Below are 19,407 nucleotides of genomic sequence, written 5' to 3' on the forward strand. Positions count from 1 at the left end.
GGTGGACTTTCAGGCCTGGAGATGGATCGCCTGCGCGGGGCAGACGGCCACGGCGTGGCGAACGCCTTCTTCGGTGCCGTCGGGGACCGAAGACGTCAGCAGGACCACGATGCCGTCTTCGTCGCGCTGGTCGAAGACCTCGGGTGCGGCGGCCACGCACTGGCCGGCCGCGACGCACCTGTCCTGCTCGATGCTGATCTCCAAGTTGATCTCCGTCGTCCTGTTCGTCGAGGGCGCCGGTGACCCGGCGGGGCACGCACCGCCCTGCGACAGGCGGCCGGCCGCCGATGCGGCGCGCAGGGAAGGCAGTCAGCCGGGTCACGCCTCGGGCTGGACCTCCGAGTCAACACCCTCCCGGTTTCTTGAGTCAACCAGTTGATTCAAACTTTGTCAGATTTTCAAATCAACCGGTTGACTCAAAACGTGGTGAGGTGTTCACTTTGCGTCGTGGCTGGCATCACACCGGCCCGGCACAGCCCGCGGAGACGCCTTGCCGCGAGTTGCCGCGACGACCGGTGACCACCCCGTTCCGGGCCAGGGCGGAACTCGTCGGCAGCCCACGGGGACCACGGCCCACGCGCGCAGGAGGATCACACGATGACCGTCCGGAGCACTGACGCTCCAAGCCCGTACCGACGATCCGGGCGTGCCCTCGTCCCTGCCGAGGTCTTTCGAACCCAAGGAGCACGCCTTGCCTGAATCGACGCGTCCCTCCCCCGAGGAGATCATCCTCTACGAGAAGGACCCCAAGACGCGGATCGCCACCATCACGCTCAACCGGCCGGACCACCTCAACGCGCCGACGATCGGCGCGCGACTGCGCTACGCCGAACTGCTGCACCGCGCCAACATCGACGACGAGGTCAAGGTCCTGGTCATCCGGGGCGCCGGCCACGACCTCGGCAGCGGCGTCGACCTGCCCGAGTTCATGGAGGTCTACGGGTCCGAGGACGACGAGCCGAAGCTCAACGAGTTCACCCTGTCCGAAGAGGACGATGTGCGGCTGCCGCCGCCGAGCTCGTTCCGCGGTGGCGCCCAGGTCAGCCAGTGGTTCGCCGACCCGCGTTCGGGTTGCCGCACGTTGCAGGACTTCAAGAAGATCAGCATCCTCGAGGTCAAGGGCTACTGCTACGGCTGGCACTTCTACCAGGCCGCCGACGCCGACCTGGTGATCTCCTCCGACGACGCCCTCTTCGGCCACGCGGCTTTCCGGTACGCCGGCTGGGGTCCCCGGATGTGGACCTGGGCGCAAACGATGGGGCTGCGGAAGTTCCAGGAGATGGTCTTCACCGGGCGGCCGTTCACCGCGGCCGAGATGTACGACTGCAACTTCCTCAACAAGGTCGTCCCCCGCGACGACCTCGAAGACGAGGTTGCGAAGTACGCGCTCGCCTGCTCCCGCACACGGCCGACCGACACGGTCTACCAGCAGAAGCTCTTCTTCAACATGTACAAGCAGCAGCAGGGCGAGTACCTCGGCAGCATGCTCACCGGGCTGTTCGAGACGCTCGGCAACTACGTCCGGCCCGACGCCGGCGACATGCTGCTCGACGACATGATCGAACGCGGCCTGAGCACCGCGGTCAAGGACAACGACGACCGGTTCCCGCCCGACTTCCGGCTGAGCCGCTCCGGCCGCAAGAAGCCGGAGTAGGCATGCCCGACGAGACATCCCGACCAGCCCTGTCCGGCTTCACGGTGATCGACCTTTCCGCCGGCATCGCCGGCGCCTACGCCACCAAGCTGCTCGCCGACGGCGGCGCCGACGTTGTCAAGGTCGAGCCGCCCGAAGGCGACCCGCTGCGGTCGTGGTCAGCCTCCGGCGCAACCATCTCGCCAGGCGAGGACGGAGCCCTGTTCAGCTTCCTCGCTTGCTCGAAGCGCAGTGTGACCGCCGATCCCGACGACGACGCAGCACTCGAGCACGTCCACGGGCTGCTCGCCGCCGCGGACGCCGTGGTCTGGTCCCGCGGGACCAGGCTCGCCGAACAGTCCGGCCTCCAGCCGGCGGAACTGCTTCGCGCGCACCCGCACCTGACCGTCACCGCCATCACGCCGTTCGGGCTCGAGGGCCCGTGGCACGACAAGGCCGCCACGGAGTTCACCGTGCAGGCCTGGTCGGGCGGGATCATCGGCCTGGGCCGCGGCGCTCCCGACCGCCCGCCGGTGCACATCGGCGGGCAGATCGGCGAGTGGCTGGCCGGTGCCTACGCCGCCGCGGGGACGATGATCTCGCGGATCCGGACGCTGCGCACCGGACGTGGCCGCCTGGTCGACCTGTCGATGCTGGAGACCGAGATCCTGTGCCTGACCTACCACCCGGTGACGTTTTTCGAGCTCTCGGGACGGCCGTTCCGCTCGGTCCGGTCACTGTTCGTCCCCGGTGTGGCGAGCGCCTCGGACGGACTCGTCGCCATCGGGTGCGCGACCGCCCAGCAGTGGTTCGACCTCTGCGCGATGGTCGGCCACCCGGAGTGGATCGACCCTGAAGCACCGCTCGCACTCACGGAACTCGCGGGGAAGGTGGCGCCCGAGCTCTACAGCTGGGTCGCCGAGCGCACCGTCGCCGAGGTCCGAGAACTAGCCACCGCGTTCCGCATCCCCAACGCCCCGGTCAACTCCGGGGCCACGGTGGCCGAAAACGAGCAGTTCGCCGCCCGGGGCACCTTCCGCACCAACCCGCGAGACGGCTTCACCCAGCCCGGGCCCCCGTACCGGCTACGACCCGACGTCCTGCGCGAACCGGGACCGGCACCCGGACTCGGCGAGCACACCGGCAGCGCCCTCGAACCGGCGGCGCGGGACGAGGTAGCCCATGTCGACGACGAGCTGCCCTTCGCCGGCCTGCGGGTCCTCGACCTCACCGCCTTCTGGGCGGGCCCGTTCAGCACGCACGTGCTGGGGATGCTGGGCGCGGAAGTCATCCACGTCGAGTCCACGGGCCGCCCGGACGGCACCCGGCTGATCGCCGGCGTCCCGGTGACCGAAGAGCAGTGGTGGGAGAAGTCCCCCATCTTCGCCGGGCTCAACACGAACAAGAAGAGCGTGACGGTCAACTTCCAGACTGAGCGCGGGCGGGCACTGCTGCGCCGGCTCGTCGCGAGCTGCGACGTGGTCGTCGAGAACTACACACCCCGGGTACTGGACCACGTCGGCTTCGGGTACGACGAGGTCAAGGCGATCCGGCCCGACGTGATCATGGTGCGCATGCCCGGGTTCGGTCTGGACGGCCCGTACCGCGACAACGTGGCCCTCGCCTACGTCATCGAAGACGCCGCCGGCCTGACCTGGTTGACCGGCCATCCCGACCAGAATCCCGTCGAGCCCTATACCGTCGGCGACCCGAACGCGGGCCTGCACGCCCTCAACGGCCTTTTGCTCGCCTTGGAGCACCGTCGCCGGACCGGCGAAGGCATGCTCGTCGAGGCGGCGATGGCGGACGCCGCACTCAACGTCGCTGCCGAGCAGGTGATCGAGCACAGCGCCTACGGGACCCTGCTGAACCGCGCGGGCAACCACGGCCCCGCCGCGGCTCCGCAGAACCTGTACCGCACCGCCGAGCCGGACGAGTTCGGCGGCCACGACTCCTGGGTGGCGATCGCGATCGCCACGGACGAGCAGTGGACCGCGCTAGTCGAGACACTCGGCTGTCCGGATTGGGCGATGGCCACCGACCTGCGCGACGCGGCCGGGCGCCGGGTGAAGCACGACGTCATCGACGAACAGCTGGGTGCCTGGTGTCTGCAGCGCACCGGGGACGAAATCGTCGAACTGTTGTGGGGGGCAGGAGTCCCTGTCGCAAAGGTGATGCAGCCACACCGCCAACCGGAACTTCCGCAGCTTCAGGCCCGCGGATTCTTCGCTACGCTCGATCATCCGGTGGGCGGCACCGCCCGCTACAGCACGCTCCCCCTGCGGTTCTCGGACCACACCGCCCCGGCCCACCGCAAGCCCGCCCCGCTGCTGGGCGAACACAACCGCGAAGTCCTGACCGGTCTCGGGCTGAGTCCCGAGGCCATCGACTCGCTCGCCGCCGAAGGCGTCATCGGCGACAAGCCTTCCTGGTGACGTCCCCCGAACCGACAACGAGAAAGGACCGGAGCATGGAACCCAGCGTCGGGTCGACGCTCCTGAGCACCGTGGACGACACTGCCGTGGTGGTCGTCCGCTGGACCGCCGGACCGGCCGAGCTGACCTGCGGCGGCGCACCCATGGTCGGCAAGGCCGAGCACGGCGGCACTCCGAGCGGATCGGTGATCGACGCCGCACACGCGTCCGGCACGGTGCTGGGCAAGCGCTACGCCGACGCGGACGGCTCCGTAGAACTGCTGTGCACCAAGCCGGGGCCCGGTTCCCTGGCCCTGAACGGCACACCGCTCGCGATCAAGAGCGCCAAGCCCCTCCCTGCATCGGACTGAAGACGTGAACCTGACGACACTGCTCGACATGGCCGTCGACGGCAGCCACGGCCGGGGCGCCGCGATCGGCGGCACCGGGAACGGCCTCACCGCCGCGGAACTGCGCGCGGCAGCGCGTCACGGCGCGGCCGCATTGGTGCGGTCCGAGGCCTCGGCGCTGCTTTACCTGGCGACCAACGGGACGGCGTTCCCCGTCGCGCTGTTCAGCGCCGCGATCGCCGGCGTGCCGTTCGTGCCGGTCAATTACCGGCTCGGGGAATCCCAGCTGAAAGCCTTGCTGGCCAATCATTCCCGGGCCTACGTCGTGGCCGACGAGCAGTACACCCCCATGGTGGCCCCGTTCGCCGTGGCGCACCGGACGCCCGTCGCGTGGCTGGCCGAGACGACGAAACCCGTCCCGGCGCTGCCACCGCGCGAGCCGGAACCGGAGGACACCGCGGTGATCATCTACACCAGCGGAACGACGTCGGCGCCCAAGGGCGTCCTCCTCCGGCACGACAACCTGGTCTCCTACGTCATCGGCACGGTGGAGTTCGGCAGCGCCGAACCCGAAGACGCGACACTGCTGTGCGTGCCGCCGTACCACATCGCGGCAGTGTCCAATGTGCTCAGCAACCTGTACGCCGGACGTCGGATCACTTTCCTGGACCCATTCTCCCCCTCCGCCTGGCTGGACCTCGTCCGGGCGGAAAACGTGACCCACGCGATGGTCGTCCCGACCATGCTCGCGCGGATCATGGCCGACGACGGCGTCGAGCGATCGGTGCCGAGCCTGCGCACCTTGGCCTACGGCGGCGCGGCGATGCCCCCGCGGATGATCGAACGGGCCCTGAACGAATGGCCACACGTCGGTTTCGTCAACGCCTACGGGCTGACCGAGACCAGTTCGACCGTGGCTCTCCTCGGTCCCGACGACCACCGCGCCGCGCTCGCGGCGACCGATTCCGCGGACCGGGCGAGGCTGCACTCGGCCGGAAAACCCGTTCCGGGCGTGGAGATCGAGATTCGTGATGCGAACGGCGCCGGGGTCCCGGCCGGGACCCCGGGCCGGATCTGGATCCGCGGCGCGCAGGTGTCCGGCCGCTACGCCGGTACCCGGGCGGACCGCGACGACAGCTGGTTCGATACCCGGGACCTCGGCCGGCTCGACCTCGAAGGGTTCCTCTTCGTCGAGGGGCGAGCGGACGACACCATCATCAGGGGAGCGGAGAACATCGCACCCGCCGAGATCGAAGACGTCCTCCTGCGCCAGGACGGTGTGGCGGACGCGGTGGTCGTCGGCGTACCCGACGAAGAGTGGGGTCAGCGGATCGAAGCCGTGGTGACCCCCGAACGAGGTGTCGACCTGGACCCCGGCCTGCTCCGGGCCGCAGTGCGCGCCACGCTGCGCGGGTCCAAGACCCCGGACCGGATCATCGTCTGGGAGGAACTCCCCCGCACCGCGACAGGCAAGGTCCGCCGCCCCGACGTCGTGGCCGCGCTGACCCGCTGACCGAGGAATGGGTGATCTCGCGATGACAGTCATGACCCGGCCGGACAGCGGTCACGACACACTGCTGACCATGTACGCGACGATGGTGCGGACCCGGATGTGCGAAACCGCCGTCCTGCGCCAGCTCGCGACTCTCGACCACGGCGTCGGCTATCTGCCCGTACGCGATCAGGAAGCTGTCGCCGCGGGAACGATCGCCGCGCTCGAAGCCGGCGATCGCCTTGTCACGACGAAGCGCTGCCTGCACGAGCTGATCGCCTGCGGCGTCCCGCTACGCGAGGTCGTCGGCATGCTGCTCACCCCACGGGCGGCTTCGTTCACGGAGCCGCTGGCCCGTGCCCACGGGGTGATCTTCTCCACCGGAACACCCGGCGCGGGCGTCCCGGTCGCGGCCGGTGCGGCGCTGGCGGCGAAGGTCATGGGGAGCGGTCGCGTCGTGATCACCTCCTTCGGCGACGGTGCGACCGACACCGGCGCCTTCCACGAAGGCGCAAACCTGGCCGCGGTCCTCCAGCTGCCTCTCGTGCTGTTGTGCCGGAACAATCTCCACCACGGCAGCACGCCGGTCGCGAACACCACGCGGATCAACCACGTCGCCTCCCGCGCACATGGCTACGGGATACCGGGCCAGACGGTCGACGGCACCGACCCGGTGAAGGTCCGCCGGGCCGTGGCCGCGGCGGTCAACCGTGCCCGGCAGGGTGGCGGGCCGTCCCTGGTGGAGTGCGTCACCTACCGGCCCGGCAGGCACCGCGCGGCCGACGGACGAGCCGATGCCCTCCGAGACGAGCCCGACGCCCCACTCCCCGAAGATCCCCTGCTCCGGTACGAACGGTGGCTTACCGCGACCGGGGTCGACCCCGACACCCTCGTCCGCATCTCCGCGAGCGCTATGTCCGAAGTGGACCAACTCCTGGCCGTCATCAGGCTGTCCACGAGCCGGCGACGTCCCGGTGGCCGGCGATGAGCGCCCCCGAGTACTCCGGCCGCACCGCGCTCAACCGGGCACTCGATCGCGCTCTCGCCACCGACTTCCGGGTCATCCTCCTCGGCCAGGACCTGTCCGATCCGATCGGCGGACGCCACGGCGTCACGCGCGGGCTGTCGACCGCACACGGCAGCCACCGGGTGCTGGACCTCCCGGCATCCGTGACGGCGATGTGCGGCGCGGCAGTCGGCGCGGCCCTCGAAGGCATGGCCCCGGTCGTCGAATTGCCGGCCGCACCGGTCAGCGGCGCGATCCTGGATCAGCTGGCCCACGTGGCGGTCTTCCAGGAACAGCAGCGAGCCGCAACCTACGGATCGCTCGTCTTCCGCGTCCCGGTACCCGATCCGGAAGCGCGTTCCGACTCCCATCTCGACCGGTTCACCCGGATACCCGGACTGAAAGTCGTCCAGCCCGACACCCCGGCCGCCGCCGAGACCCTGCTCCTCGCGGCGATCCGGGACCCGGCGCCGAGCGTCGTCTTCGAACCGGTCCGGCTCTACCGCATTCTCGGGCCGCAAGCTGACGCCGCCGAGGGCGAGTCGCCCCTCGACGCCGACGAGTTCACGTTCCGCGGAGCCGATGCCACCGTGGTCACCTGCCACGCGTCGCGCGCGGCCGCCATGCACGCCGCCGCCGACCTCGCCACGGCCGGTATCGAGATCGACATCATCGGTCTGCGAGCCCGGGGACCGCTGGACACCGAGGCCGTGTTCCGCTCCGTGGCCCGTACCCGGCGCCTCGTCCTCGCGCCCGGCACGACCGCGCACCAGGGGACGTACCTCGAAATCGCCGAGCTCGTCAACCGAGACCTGGGCGACAGGCTCGCCGCTCCCGTCGAACACGCACGGGAGCCGACGGGCACCTCCGGACCGGAACCGGCGGACATCATCGCCGCCGTCCGCACCGCGTGCGGGTACTCCCGGTCCCGCGTGCCCGGCCGGTGACCCCGGCCGGCGCCCCAGTCCTGACCGGCGGTTCGGCATCGAGCCGCACCAGAACAGCACCGTCGCGTGCACCAGCACGCCGGACGCCGTGACCTCACAGCCGAGGGGCGACCATGAACTCTTCTGCCGGATCATCCTTGACGGCCGCGGACGACGCTTCGGCCAAGCCCGCCGCCCACAGCAGCCCCGCGCTGCACCTGTGGGCGACCATCCCGGTCGAACTGGCCGAGAAGCTTCGGCCGTTGACCGACCTGCTCGTCCAAGAAGTACAGGAAGAGATCCAGCGCGCCGTGGACGCGTACTCCCGGACGATGGACGAGCGGATTCGCAAGACGCTCTCGACAGCTATCGAGACGGCCATCCATCAGTGCTTCGACGCGATGAACCACCGCCCGGTGGACCGGACCGACTGGCGGACGATCTTCCGCCGGGCCGGCGAGCTCGAGTTCATGGAGGGCCGCACGACCGAACCGCTGCAGGCGGCCGTGCGGGTCGGGGCCCGGGTGGTGTGGCAGCACATCAGCGCCGAAGCTCCCTCGATCGGGATCCCCACGGAGTCCCTGTTCGTCATCGCCGAAGCGATCTTCGCCTGGGTGGACGAGCTCAGCACCGTCGCCATCGCGGGCCACCACGAGGCGCAAGCACGCGTGCGAGGTGAATGCGGTGCCCCGGACGTGCCGGAGGCGGCCCGCCGACAACTGGTCAGGATGATCCTGTCCGGCGAACCGGCTGATCAGGAGTGGATCCGGGCGCTGGCCTCGGCCGCGCGCTGGCCGGTGCCGGATCGGCTGCTGGTCATCGCCGTGGAGCGGCTGGGCGAACGCGACGACCTGCGCGACGTCCTCTCCCGCCGGGAAGCGCTGGTGGACCTCGAAAGCGCGACACCGTGTGTCCTCCTCTCGGATCCGGGACCGGAGCGAGGCTCGGTCAAGGATCTTCTCCGCGGACGCCGCGCCGCGGTCGGCCCCGCGGTGAGCCCGGCCGAGGTGAACCGTTCCCTGCTCCTGGCCCGGCGGCTACTGGGGCTCATGCAGCTGCAAGGCCGGCCGGCCGCCAGGATCGCTTGGTGCCAGGACCACCTCCCGATGCTGCTGCTGCTCGTGGACCCGTTCCTGACCGCACAGCTGCGCGAGCACACGGACGCCGCCTTCGCGGGGCTCACGCCCAAGCAGCGCCACCGGATGGCGACCACTTTGCTGGCGTGGCTGCAGAGTCGCGGTACGCACACCGAAATCGCCGCCGGCCTGGACGTGCATCCGCAGACCTTCCGGTACCGGATCCACCAGCTGCAGGAGCTGCTGGGCGATCGGCTGGCCGATCCCGACGCCCGGCTGACACTCGAGCTCGCGCTCCGCGCGGATCTGCTGCTCGATCCGGAGACGCATCCCGCCGAAGCCGGTACTCAATCCCTGACAACGAGTTCGCCCACCCGCAGTGAGTGATTCACAAAAACCATAAGCGCCTTGACAGGATAATTGTCATCGCCTTACCGTTCCAACTCGTCGCTCATTTTCGGACGACTCCTCCGGCAACTACTGGGAATCCCGTGAATTTGACTGACAGAGTAATTCTGATTACCGGAGGCGCGCGGGGAATCGGCGCCGCGATCGCCTTCCGGATCGCCGACGAGAAGCCCAGGGGAATCGTGGTTTCGGACGTCGACGCCCGAGCCGGGGAATCAGTGGCCGAACAACTGCGCAACTTGGGCGCCCCGGCGATCGCGGTCGCCGCGGACGTGACGCGCAAAGACGAGGTGACACACCTCGTCGAAAGTACCGAGGCCGAATTCGGCCCGGTGGACCTGCTCTGTTCGAATGCGGGCATCGCAACCGGCATGGGCGTTCACGCGGCCGACTCCGTCTGGGAACGGTCGTGGGCGGTGAATGTTCTGGGACACGTCCACCTGGCACAAGCGGTGCTCGCGGGAATGACCCGCCGCCGAACCGGACATATCGTCATCACGGCCTCGGCGGCCGGCTTGCTGGGCCTGCCCGGTGACGCGCCCTACGCGGTGACGAAGAACGCCGCCGTGAGTCTCGCGGAATGGCTGGCGGTGACTTACGGCCACCTCGGGATCAAAGTGAGCGCGTTGTGCCCGCTCGGCGTCCGGACCGAACTTCTGATGGAAGGTCTGAAAGCCGGGCATCGCGCCGCCCGCTCGGTCGCCGGCTCCGGCGACATCCTCGAACCCGCCGAGGTGGCGGACTGCGTCGTCGCCGGCGTCGCCGACGAGGCCTTCTTCATCTTCCCGCACCGCCAGGTGGGTGCCCTGCACGCCGCCAAGGCGGCGGACCCCGACGCCTGGATCCGCCGGCACTCAGTGCCGCTGAGCCGTGATTGAGAGAGGGTCTTCCATGGGAGCAAGGACCGATTGGGACTGGCCGGTCGTGGCGGTGACGCCGTGCGGAATCCCCGACGCCGTCCTGTGCGCGGCGGCGGGCCGTGCCGGCGCGCTGGGCGTCTTGGACCTCGGTCGCGGTGACCGGGCGGCGCTCGAACAGCTCGTCCTCGCCGCCGACCTGGCCGGTGGCCGGCCGTTCGGAGTCCGGGTCACCGGCGCCTGCGAGGCCTCGATCGCCGATGTGGTGGCGGTCGTCGAGCCGGCCGTCGTCCTGCTGTGCGGCGACGCCTCCTGGACCGTCGCCGACGCCGCCGCGCACCTGCCGGTCCTGGCGGAGGTCACCTCGGTCGCGGAGGCCCACGCGGCCCACGCCGATGGCGCGCACGGACTGATCGCCCGAGGTTCGGAGTCGGGTGGCCGGGTCGGCGAGCTCGGTTCGTTCGTCCTCCTGCAGCAGCTTCTCGGCGACGAGCAGCTCCCGCTCCCCGTGCTGGCCTGCGGCGGCATCGGGCCCACGACCGCCGCAGCGGCCGCGGCCGGCGGTGCGGCCGGGGTCGTCCTGGACACCCAGCTCGCGCTCCTCGCGGAATGCGCGCTGCCCGATTCGGTCCAGGCTCTGCTCGCCTTGAGCGACGGCACCAACACCCACCTGGAGTCCGGCCACCGTTTCCTGCCCCTCGGCGAGGACCGCCTTCCCGTCGGCCAGGACTGCTTCCTCGCGGCCCGGTTCGCGCAGCGATACGGCACGACGGCCCGCGCGGTCCGAACCGTCGAGGATGCCTTCCGCAGCCAGGATTTCGGCGACGCTCCGGCGGTGGCGCCCGATTCGGCGTTCGCCCGCGCGATGGGCATCACGCTGCCCATCGCGCAGGGCCCGATGACCCGGGTCAGCGACCAAGCCGGGTTCGCCCGCGCCGTGGCCGACGCGGGCGCCCTCCCCTTCCTGGCACTCGCCCTCTCCTCCGCGGATCAGACTGCCGCCTTGCTGGCGGAAACCAGCACCCGGCTGGGCGACCGGCCCTGGGGCGTCGGCGTCCTCGGCTTCGCGGCCGAGGACATCCGGGCCGGGCAGCTGCGGGCGATCCGCGAGGTCCGCCCGTCGGTCGCACTGATCGCCGGAGGCCGTCCGGACCAGGCCGCCGTCCTGGAGGACGCCGGCATCGCGACGTTCCTGCACGTCCCGTCCCCGGCACTGCTGCAGCAGTTCCTCGCCGCGGGCGCCCGCAAGTTCGTCTTCGAGGGCTCGGAATGCGGCGGTCACGTCGGACCGCGCACCAGCTTCTGCCTGTGGCAGGCGGCCATCGACGTGCTGCTCGACTTCGCCGAAGCCGGTGGCGCGGCCGACGAACTGCACATCCTGTTCGCGGGCGGGATCCACGACGCGCGCTCGTCGGCGATGGTGGCCACCGCGGCCGCGCCGTTGAGCGACCGCGGCGCCGCGGTCGGGATCCTGATGGGCACGGCCTACCTGTTCACCGACGAAGCGGTGGAGCACGGCGCGGTGCAACCACTGTTCCGGATACAGGCCGTGGCGGCCGAATCCACGGTCCTGCTGGAGACGGCACCTGGGCACGTGACCCGCTGCCTGCCCAGTCCCTTCACCGATGAGTTCGCCTCGCTCCGCCGGGAGCTGCAGGAGCAGGAAACGGATGAGCGCGAGGTGTGGCAACGCCTCGAGGAGCTCAACGTCGGACGCCTGCGGATAGCGAGCAAAGGAATCCGTCGCGTCGGCAGCGACCTGATCGATGTCGACGAGGCGGGCCAGCACCAGGCGGGCCTCTACATGGCGGGTCAGGTGGCCGTCCTGCGGTCGGCCACCACCGGCCTCGCCCGCCTGCACGCGGAGGTGACGACCGGCGCCGTCGAGTTCTCGGCGGCCCGGCCCACTCCCCTGGGCCGGCACCTCCGGCCGGAAGCCCCGGCACCGCTCGACATCGCGATCGTCGGCATCTCGGCGATGTTCCCGGGTGCCGCCGACCTCCCTGCGTTCTGGGCGAACATCCTCGCCAACGTCGACGCGATCACCGAGGTGTCCGCCGACAGGTGGGACGCCGAGCGCTACTACACCGAGGACAAGACTCCCGGCACCGGCGAACACACGTACTCCAAGTGGGGCGGCTTCCTGCCCCAGATCCCGTTCGACGCGCTCCGCTACGGAATTCCGCCGGCTGCGCTGGCCTCGATCGAACCCGTGCAGCTGCTCGCGCTCGAAGCGGCGCAGCGGGCACTTCGCGACGCGGGCTACGAGGACAAGCCGTTCGACCGGGAGCACACCAGCGTGATCTTCGGAACGGAGGCGGGCAGCGACCTCTCGCGCACCAACACGCTGCGCATCATGCTGCGCGCCTACCTCGACGAAGTGCCGGCCGAGCTCGACGAGCAGCTACCGCGCCTGACCGAGGACACCTTCCCCGGCAAGCTCGTCAACGTCATCGCCGGCCGGATCGCCAACCGGCTGGACCTCGGCGGCGCCAACTACACCGTCGACGCGGCGTGCGGCTCATCCCTGGCCGCAGTCGACGCGGCCTGCAAGGAACTGCTCACCGGTGACAGCAACGTCGTGCTGTGCGGCGGCGCGGACCTGCACAACTCGATCGAGGACTTCCTGATGTTCTCCTCGGTCGGCGCGCTCTCCCCGCGCGGGCGCTGCCGCACCTTCGACGCCGAAGGCGACGGGATCGCCCTCGGGGAAGGCGTGGCCTGTCTCGTCCTCAAGCGGCTCGATGACGCCGAGCGCGACGGCGACCGCGTCTACGCGGTCATCAAGGGCGTCGGCAGCGGCAGCGACGGCCGGGCGATGGGGCTCACCGCCCCGCGGGCGGAGGGTCAGCGCCGTGCGCTGGACCGGGCCTACCGCAACGCGGGCGTGGTGCCGGCCGGCGTCGGGCTGGTGGAAGCGCACGGCACGGGTACCGTGGTCGGCGACCGCACCGAGCTCACCACGATCACGAAGCTCTACGAGGAGTCCGGGGCAGCACCCGGCAGCTGCACGCTCGGTTCGGTCAAGTCCCAGATCGGGCACACCAAGTGCGCGGCCGGGATGGCCGGGCTGATCAAGGCAGCGCTGGCCGTGCACACCGGTGTGCTGCCCCCGACGATGATCACCGCCCCCAACCCGGCCTGGTCGCCCGACAGCCCGTTCGTCTTCCGCACGGAGCCGTCCCCCTGGCTCGCGCCCGCGGAAGAGCGGGTGGCCGGCGTAAGCGCTTTCGGCTTCGGCGGCACGAACTTCCACTTGGTCCTCGCCGGGCACGGGACGGCGGACCTCAGCCGGCAGAGCCGGACCGCCTGGCCCGCCGAGCTGTTCCTGATCCGCAGCGCCGAAACGGCTTCGGCGGTGCGTCAGCTGCAACGGCTGCGCACACTACTCACCGCCAACGAAACCCACGGACGGCCCTGGGCGCTGCGGGACTTCGCGAAGACGGTCTCGGTGTGGAGTGCCCGGGAGCTGTCGCCGGTGCGCTTCGCCTTCGTCGCTGAGGATCTCGACGAGCTGATCCGGATCGTGGACGCGGTGACGAGCGGAGAAACGCCGCCGGAGGTGATCCCCGGCGCCGACGCGCCGGCGGGCAAGATCGCCGTGCTGTTCCCCGGACAGGGCAGCCAGCGCCCGGGAATGCTCGCCGAGCTGTTCGCGACCTTCCCTCAACTGCACCGGATCGCCCGGCACGCCGGGCCGGTTCTCGACACTGTCTTCCCGCCCGCCGCCTTCGACGCCGCCGAGACCCGCGCCCAGCGGGACCGGCTGCGCGACACCCGCCGGGCCCAGCCGGCGCTCGGCATCGCCGGGCTCGCCGTGCACGAGCTGCTCACCCTTTCGGGAGTGCGGGCCGACATGTTCGCCGGGCACAGCTACGGCGAACTGGTGGCCCTCACCGCCGCGGGCGCGCTGGCCCCGGATGTCCTGCTGCGGCTCAGTGCGGCACGCGCGGAGTCCATTGTGGATGCCGCCGGGGCCGATCCCGGTGCGATGGCCGCGGTCTCCGCCTCCGCCGCGGAGGTGGAACGCGTGCTCGCCGGGATCGGCGACGTCGTGGTGGCCAACCGCAACGCACCAGACCAGACCGTGATCGCCGGTACCTCGCCTGCCATCGAGGTCGCCCTCGCGGCCCTGCGCGATGCGTCCTTGTCGGCCACGCAGCTGCCCGTGGCGTGCGCATTCCACAGTCCCGTGGTCGCCGCCGCGGGCAACACGTTCGGCGCGGTGCTGGCGGACGTCACCTTCCGCGAGCGCGACCGGCCCGTCTGGTCGAATCGGACCGCAGCGCCCTACCCCGCCGACGCCGACGCGCCCCGCGCTGAGCTGGCCGCCCAGATCGGTTCCCCGGTGCTGTTCGCCGAGCAGATCGAAGCCATGTACGCCGACGGCGCGCGTGTCTTCGTCGAAGCAGGTCCGGGCTCGGTGCTCAGCGGCCTGGTCGACAAGATCCTGCACGACCGGCCGCACACGGTGGTCAGTCCCGGCGAAAACGGTCTTCGCGGGTTCCTCACCGGCCTGGCCCGGCTCGCCACGGCGGGTGTGGACGTGCGGGCGGGCTGGTTGCACAGCGGCCGCCCGGGCCGGGACCTGACCTTCGCCGAGCCCCCGGAACGGCCGCGCTGGACGATCGACGGCCATCGGGTCCGCACCGCCGACGGCGACGTGATCCCCGGCGGGCTGGCCCCGGCCCGCCGGGTCAACCCCTTCTCAACGTCGAGGACGGATACCTTGCCCGATCCAACGGGACGTGACGCGCTCGTCGCGGATTTCCTTCGCACGAGCCGTGAACTCGTCACCGCACAACGCGACGTCATGCTCGGCTACCTCGGGGCCCCAACCACCTCCCCGGCGGCCTTCCCGGTGCCGGAACCCGTGGCGCTCCCGGCGCCGGTACCGGCGATCACGGCGGTCGTCGAGCCCGAAGCACCGCCCGCGCCGGCCGGTGACCCGCTGTCGCTCGTGGTCGGCGTGATCGCCCGGCGGACCGGCTACCCGCCGGACATGATCGACCCGGACCTCGACCTCGAAGCCGACCTGTCCGTCGACTCCATCAAGCGCACCGAAATCGCGGGCGAGCTCGCCGGCGGGCGCGACCTGATCGACGACCTGGTCCGGAGCCGGACCGCCGGTGCGATGGCCGCGGTGCTCGGCGGACCCGCACCGGCCTCCGCAGAACCCACAGAACCCGCGGCGGCAGGCAGCCCGCCCGGCCGGTTCGTCCTGGACCTGGTGGCCACTCCGGCGACACCGGACGCCGAGGCCCTGATCGGCGCGGCGATCGCGATCGCCGGCGGGGACCCGCGGATCGCCGAGGAACTGGCCGGACGCCTCTCGGCCAGCGGCGCCGATCCCGTGGTGCTGGGCGAGGCCGGGATCCCCGAGGACACACCCTTCGACGGACTGATCTCCTTGCACGCCCTCTCCCCCGTGGACGAGCCGCTGCTGCCGGAGCTCTATCCGCTCTTCGCTTCGGCTCTGCCCCGCGTGCGCTGGTGCGTGGCCGTAGCCGGCCCGGGCGCCCAGTCCTGGGGGCTGCGCGGCTTCTTCCGCAGCATCGCCCGGGAGTACCCGGACACACTCACCCGGCTGGTGGAAATCGATGCGACCGAGGACGAAACCGAGATCGCCGAGCTGGTGGCCGGCGAGTTGCAGGACCGCACCGGCGGCCCGGTGGTCCGCCACAACCCGCTTCGGCGCGTACCCGATCTGGTCGAGACCCCGCTCGGCGGGCTCGCCGTCACCGGCGCCGGACCGGCCGGCGACGGCACCACCGACTTGGCCGCCGCGGGACTGAGCTCCGACTCCGTCGTCCTGCTGGTCGGCGGGGCGCGGGGCATCACCGCCCGGGTTGCCGTCGAACTGGCCGCCGCCACCCGGTGCCGGATCGAGCTCGCCGGGCGGACCCAAACCGCGACGGACGCCGAACCCGCCGAAATCGCGGCCGCCACCGACCTGGCCGCACTCCGAGGCGCCCTGGCCAAGCTGGGGCACCGCGATCCCGCCGAGATCGACCGGCGGGCCAAGGAGACACTGGCGCGCCGCGAGGTCGAAGGGACGCTGACCGAGCTCCGCGGCCACGGCAGCATGGCCACTTACCACTCGGTCGACGCGACCGACGCCGACGCCGTCGGCCGGCTGGTCAAGCAGGTGCACGCCGAACACGGCCGCCTCGACCTGGTGGTCTTCGCGGCGGGCGTCATCGAGGACCGGCTGGTCGCCGACAAGGACGCGAAGTCGTTCGCCCGCGTCTACCGGACCAAGGTCGAAGGAGCCCGGGCCCTGCTCGGCGCCCTGGACGAACTGCCCGACCTGCCGCGAGCGGTGGTGTTCTTCGGCAGCATCGCGGCGGTGCTGGGCAACCGCGGGCAGTCCGACTACGCAGCGGCGAACGACGCGCTCGAAGCGCTGGGCAGCTCCTGGTCCGCCCGCGGTGGCGCCCGCGCCCTCACCGTCCACTGGGGACCGTGGGCCCCCGAAGGACCGCACGGCGGCATGGTGAGCGAAGAGCTGGCCCGCTCCTACACCGAACGCGGCATCAGCCTGCTGGCCCCGGACGCGGCTGTGGCGGCGCTGTTCCGCGAACTCGCGTGGGGCGACGTCCCCACGGTCCTGTACACGGCCTCGGCCTGGTAGGCGGCGATGAGCATCGCCCCTCCCGCGCCGCAGGCGACCGGCCGGATGCTGCTGCTGGCGGCGCCCGGAATCGGCGGCCTGCTCGACGCACTCGACGCCGGTGAGCCGGCGGGCTCGTCCTACCGGGGTCCCGGACCGCGGCTGGCACTGCTCGATCCCACCCCGGACCGGCTGGCCACGGCACGGCGCCTGGTCGGCAAGGGAAAGCCGGTACGGCGACGCAGTGACCTGTGGTTCAGCCCGGCCCCGCTGCTCGCCGGCGGCGGCCGTACCGCCTTCGTCTTCCCCGGGCTGGAAGGAGATTTCGCGCCCAACGTCGCCGACGTCGCCGAGCACTTCGGCCTGCCCGCGCCGGACGTGTCGACCGCATCGCTCGGCCGGCACGGATCCGCCGTGATGTCCGTGGGCCGCTTGCTCGACTCGGCCGTGCGCCGGCTCGGGATCCGGCCCGACGCGGTCGCCGGCCACAGCGTCGGAGAGTGGACGGCGATGATCTCCGGCGGCATCGTGTCGGCCGCGGAGTTCGACGCGCTCGTCGCCCGTGCGGACCTCGACGCCCTCCGCGTGCCCGGGGTCGAGTTCGCGGTGCTGGGTTGCGCCGCCGACCGGGTGACACCGGTGCTCGCCGCGCACCCGGAAGTGGTCGTCTCGCACGAGAACTCGGCCGGGCAGACCGTGGTCTGCGGGCCGGCGGACGACATCGGCGAGGTCCTGGCGGTGATGCGGGCGCGGGCCGTGATCTGCCGGCTCCTGCCGTTCAAGTCGGGGTTCCACACCCCGATGCTCGAGCCGTATCTCGGCTACTTCCGCGACGGCGTACCGGCGCTGCGGATGCGGCCCGCCGCCACCCCGGTCTGGTCGGCCACCACCGCGGCCCCGTTCCCGGACGACGCCGCGGCCGCCCGCGAACTGTGCCTGCGGCACCTGGTCGAGCCCGTCCGCTTCCGTCAAGTGGTGCGATCGCTGTACACCGCGGGGGTACGGGCCTTTCTCCAGCTCGGTACCGGACAGCTCGGATCTCTGATCGACGACACCCTCCGGCACGACGTCCCCGGTGCGGACTTCCTGGTGCTGGCCGCGAACTCCCCACACCGGTCCGGGCTGGACCAGCTGCGCCGCTGCGCCCTCGCGCTGTGGGTCGACGGGGCGGAACCGGACTTCGACGCTCTGGAACGACCGACCGAGACGATCGCGGTGTCCGTGCCGGACGCCGGCGTGGCGGGATTGGCGGCACTCGGCACCACGCTGGCCGGCGAGATGGCCGGGTTCCTCGACCGGACCGCGGACGCCGTGGCCGCGGTGCTGCGCGCGGCGAGCGCAACCGGCAACACCCGGGTTCTCGACGTCTCCCTCGCGGCGATGCCCTACTTGCGGGACCACTGCCTGATGCGGCAGCGCCCGGACTGGCCCGACGAGGAAGACCTGCGCGCGCTCGTCCCCGCGACCACGATGGTCGCGCACATGATCGAGGCAGCCGAACAGGCCTGCCCCGGACTGGTCGCCATCGCCGCCGAAGACCTCACGTTCCACCGGTGGCTCCCGGTCTGCCCGCCGCGGCAGGTGCGGATCGACGTCGAGCACACCGGTGCCGGCCGTGTGCACGTCCGGCTCGGCGAAAACGCGGAAGGAACCGTCCTGCTCGCGCGCCACCGCCCACCACCGCCACCCTCATGGTCGCCGGAGCCCGGTGAGCGAACGCCCGAGCTGGCGGCCACCGACATGTACCGGCAGGGCTGGCTCTTCCACGGCCCGGCCTTCCAGGGGCTGACCCGGTCGATCGCGGTATCCGACCGGACCCTGCGCGGGGTGATCACGGTTCCGCCCGCTCCGGGCGCGTTGCTGGACAACTTGGGGCAGTTCCTGGGCCAATGGCTGGTCGAGAACGTCCCGGACCGCTGGATCGCCCTGCCGGCGAACATCGCCCGGATCGACCTGCACGCACCCGAACCCGCCACCGGGTCCACTGTGGACTGCTTCGTGCGGGTCACCGGGCTCGACGCGGACACCGTGACGATGGACGGCCGCTTGTCCCGCGACGGCGCGCCCGTCATGACGGTGCGCGGCTGGGTCGACCGGCGCTTCGACAGCGGCGAACGGGCCGGTGCGGTGCACCGCACGCCGGGGACCGCCACGCTTGCCGAACCCGCTGGTGGGCTGTGGTGGCTGACCGAGCACTGGCGGACGTTGTCATCCCGCGACTTCTACCTCCGCCGCTACGCCGGGAGCGCCGAATACGCGGAGTACGCCCGGCTACCGCCGACCGGGCAGCGGGCCTGGTTGCTCAAACTGGCCGTCGTCAAGGACGCCGTGCGCGGCTGGCTCTGGGACCACGGCGCGGGTCCGATCTACCCGGCCGAGCTTCGCGTGCACCAGGACCCGTCCGGCTCGTGCCGGGTCACCGGCCGGCACGGGCTCGAAGTACCCGGCCTCGACATCGCCGTCGCCCGGCTCGGGCCGGTCGCCGTGGCGCGGGTCCGGGATACCGGTTCCGGGCAGCTCCCCGAGATCGAGATCGCCGAAGGCCCACCTCCCGCCGGCAGCACCGCGACCGGCCCGCCGGCCGGGTTTCCCGCTTGTCACGTCCTGTCCCCCTGAACCACCGGGAGCACTC

The 19,407-nt window shown here is 71.3% G+C and carries 11 protein-coding genes; 10 read left to right on the top strand and 1 reads right to left on the bottom strand.

Annotated features, from left to right (window positions below; translation table 11 throughout):
* Positions 1 to 9 precede the first annotated feature (9 nt).
* Positions 10 to 204 (bottom strand): ferredoxin, encoded by a 195-nt coding sequence (locus QQ657_RS13475; protein ID WP_284742434.1) that lies wholly within the window; start codon positions 202 to 204, stop codon positions 10 to 12.
* A 487-nt stretch (positions 205 to 691) separates the two neighbouring features.
* Between QQ657_RS13475 and QQ657_RS13480 the strand changes: the two genes are divergently transcribed.
* From QQ657_RS13480 to QQ657_RS13525, 10 genes are all read left to right on the top strand, one after another.
* Positions 692 to 1,654 carry an enoyl-CoA hydratase/isomerase family protein gene (locus QQ657_RS13480; protein WP_284742435.1) on the top strand — a complete coding sequence of 321 codons (963 nt, stop codon included), beginning with the start codon at positions 692 to 694 and terminating at the stop codon, positions 1,652 to 1,654.
* A 2-nt stretch (positions 1,655 to 1,656) separates the two neighbouring features.
* Positions 1,657 to 4,068, top strand: a complete 2,412-nt coding sequence (locus QQ657_RS13485; RefSeq protein WP_284742436.1) for a CaiB/BaiF CoA transferase family protein — start codon at positions 1,657 to 1,659, stop codon at positions 4,066 to 4,068.
* A gap of 35 nt (positions 4,069 to 4,103) precedes the next feature.
* Positions 4,104 to 4,418 carry a hypothetical protein gene (locus QQ657_RS13490; RefSeq protein WP_284742437.1) on the top strand — a complete coding sequence of 105 codons (315 nt, stop codon included), beginning with the start codon at positions 4,104 to 4,106 and terminating at the stop codon, positions 4,416 to 4,418.
* Positions 4,419 to 4,422: 4 nt separating this feature from the next.
* On the top strand, positions 4,423 to 5,910 hold the full coding sequence (locus QQ657_RS13495; protein ID WP_284742438.1) for a class I adenylate-forming enzyme family protein: 1,488 nt from the start codon (positions 4,423 to 4,425) through the stop codon (positions 5,908 to 5,910).
* Between the two features lie 22 nt (positions 5,911 to 5,932).
* Entirely contained in the window at positions 5,933 to 6,877 is a 945-nt protein-coding gene (locus QQ657_RS13500; protein ID WP_284742439.1) for a thiamine pyrophosphate-dependent enzyme, read from the top strand.
* Positions 6,874 to 7,842 carry a transketolase C-terminal domain-containing protein gene (locus QQ657_RS13505; RefSeq protein ID WP_284742440.1) on the top strand — a complete coding sequence of 323 codons (969 nt, stop codon included), beginning with the start codon at positions 6,874 to 6,876 and terminating at the stop codon, positions 7,840 to 7,842. Before QQ657_RS13500 ends, QQ657_RS13505 begins: the two co-directional genes overlap by 4 nt.
* Positions 7,843 to 7,955: 113 nt before the next feature.
* On the top strand, positions 7,956 to 9,284 hold the full coding sequence (locus QQ657_RS13510) for a PucR-like N-terminal domain-containing protein (protein WP_284742441.1): 1,329 nt from the start codon (positions 7,956 to 7,958) through the stop codon (positions 9,282 to 9,284).
* 104 nt (positions 9,285 to 9,388) lie between these two features.
* On the top strand, positions 9,389 to 10,183 hold the full coding sequence (locus tag QQ657_RS13515; RefSeq protein WP_284742442.1) for an SDR family oxidoreductase: 795 nt from the start codon (positions 9,389 to 9,391) through the stop codon (positions 10,181 to 10,183).
* A 13-nt stretch (positions 10,184 to 10,196) separates the two neighbouring features.
* Entirely contained in the window at positions 10,197 to 16,796 is a 6,600-nt protein-coding gene (locus tag QQ657_RS13520) for a type I polyketide synthase (protein WP_284742443.1), read from the top strand.
* A gap of 6 nt (positions 16,797 to 16,802) precedes the next feature.
* The gene (locus tag QQ657_RS13525) at positions 16,803 to 19,391 is read left to right on the top strand and encodes an acyltransferase domain-containing protein (protein WP_284742444.1); all 2,589 of its coding nucleotides are present in this window, start codon (positions 16,803 to 16,805) and stop codon (positions 19,389 to 19,391) included.
* Positions 19,392 to 19,407: the final 16 nt, after the last annotated feature.

Source organism: Amycolatopsis ponsaeliensis (assembly GCF_030182635.1).
In the GTDB taxonomy this organism is placed as follows: Bacteria; Actinomycetota; Actinomycetes; order Mycobacteriales; family Pseudonocardiaceae; genus Amycolatopsis; species Amycolatopsis ponsaeliensis.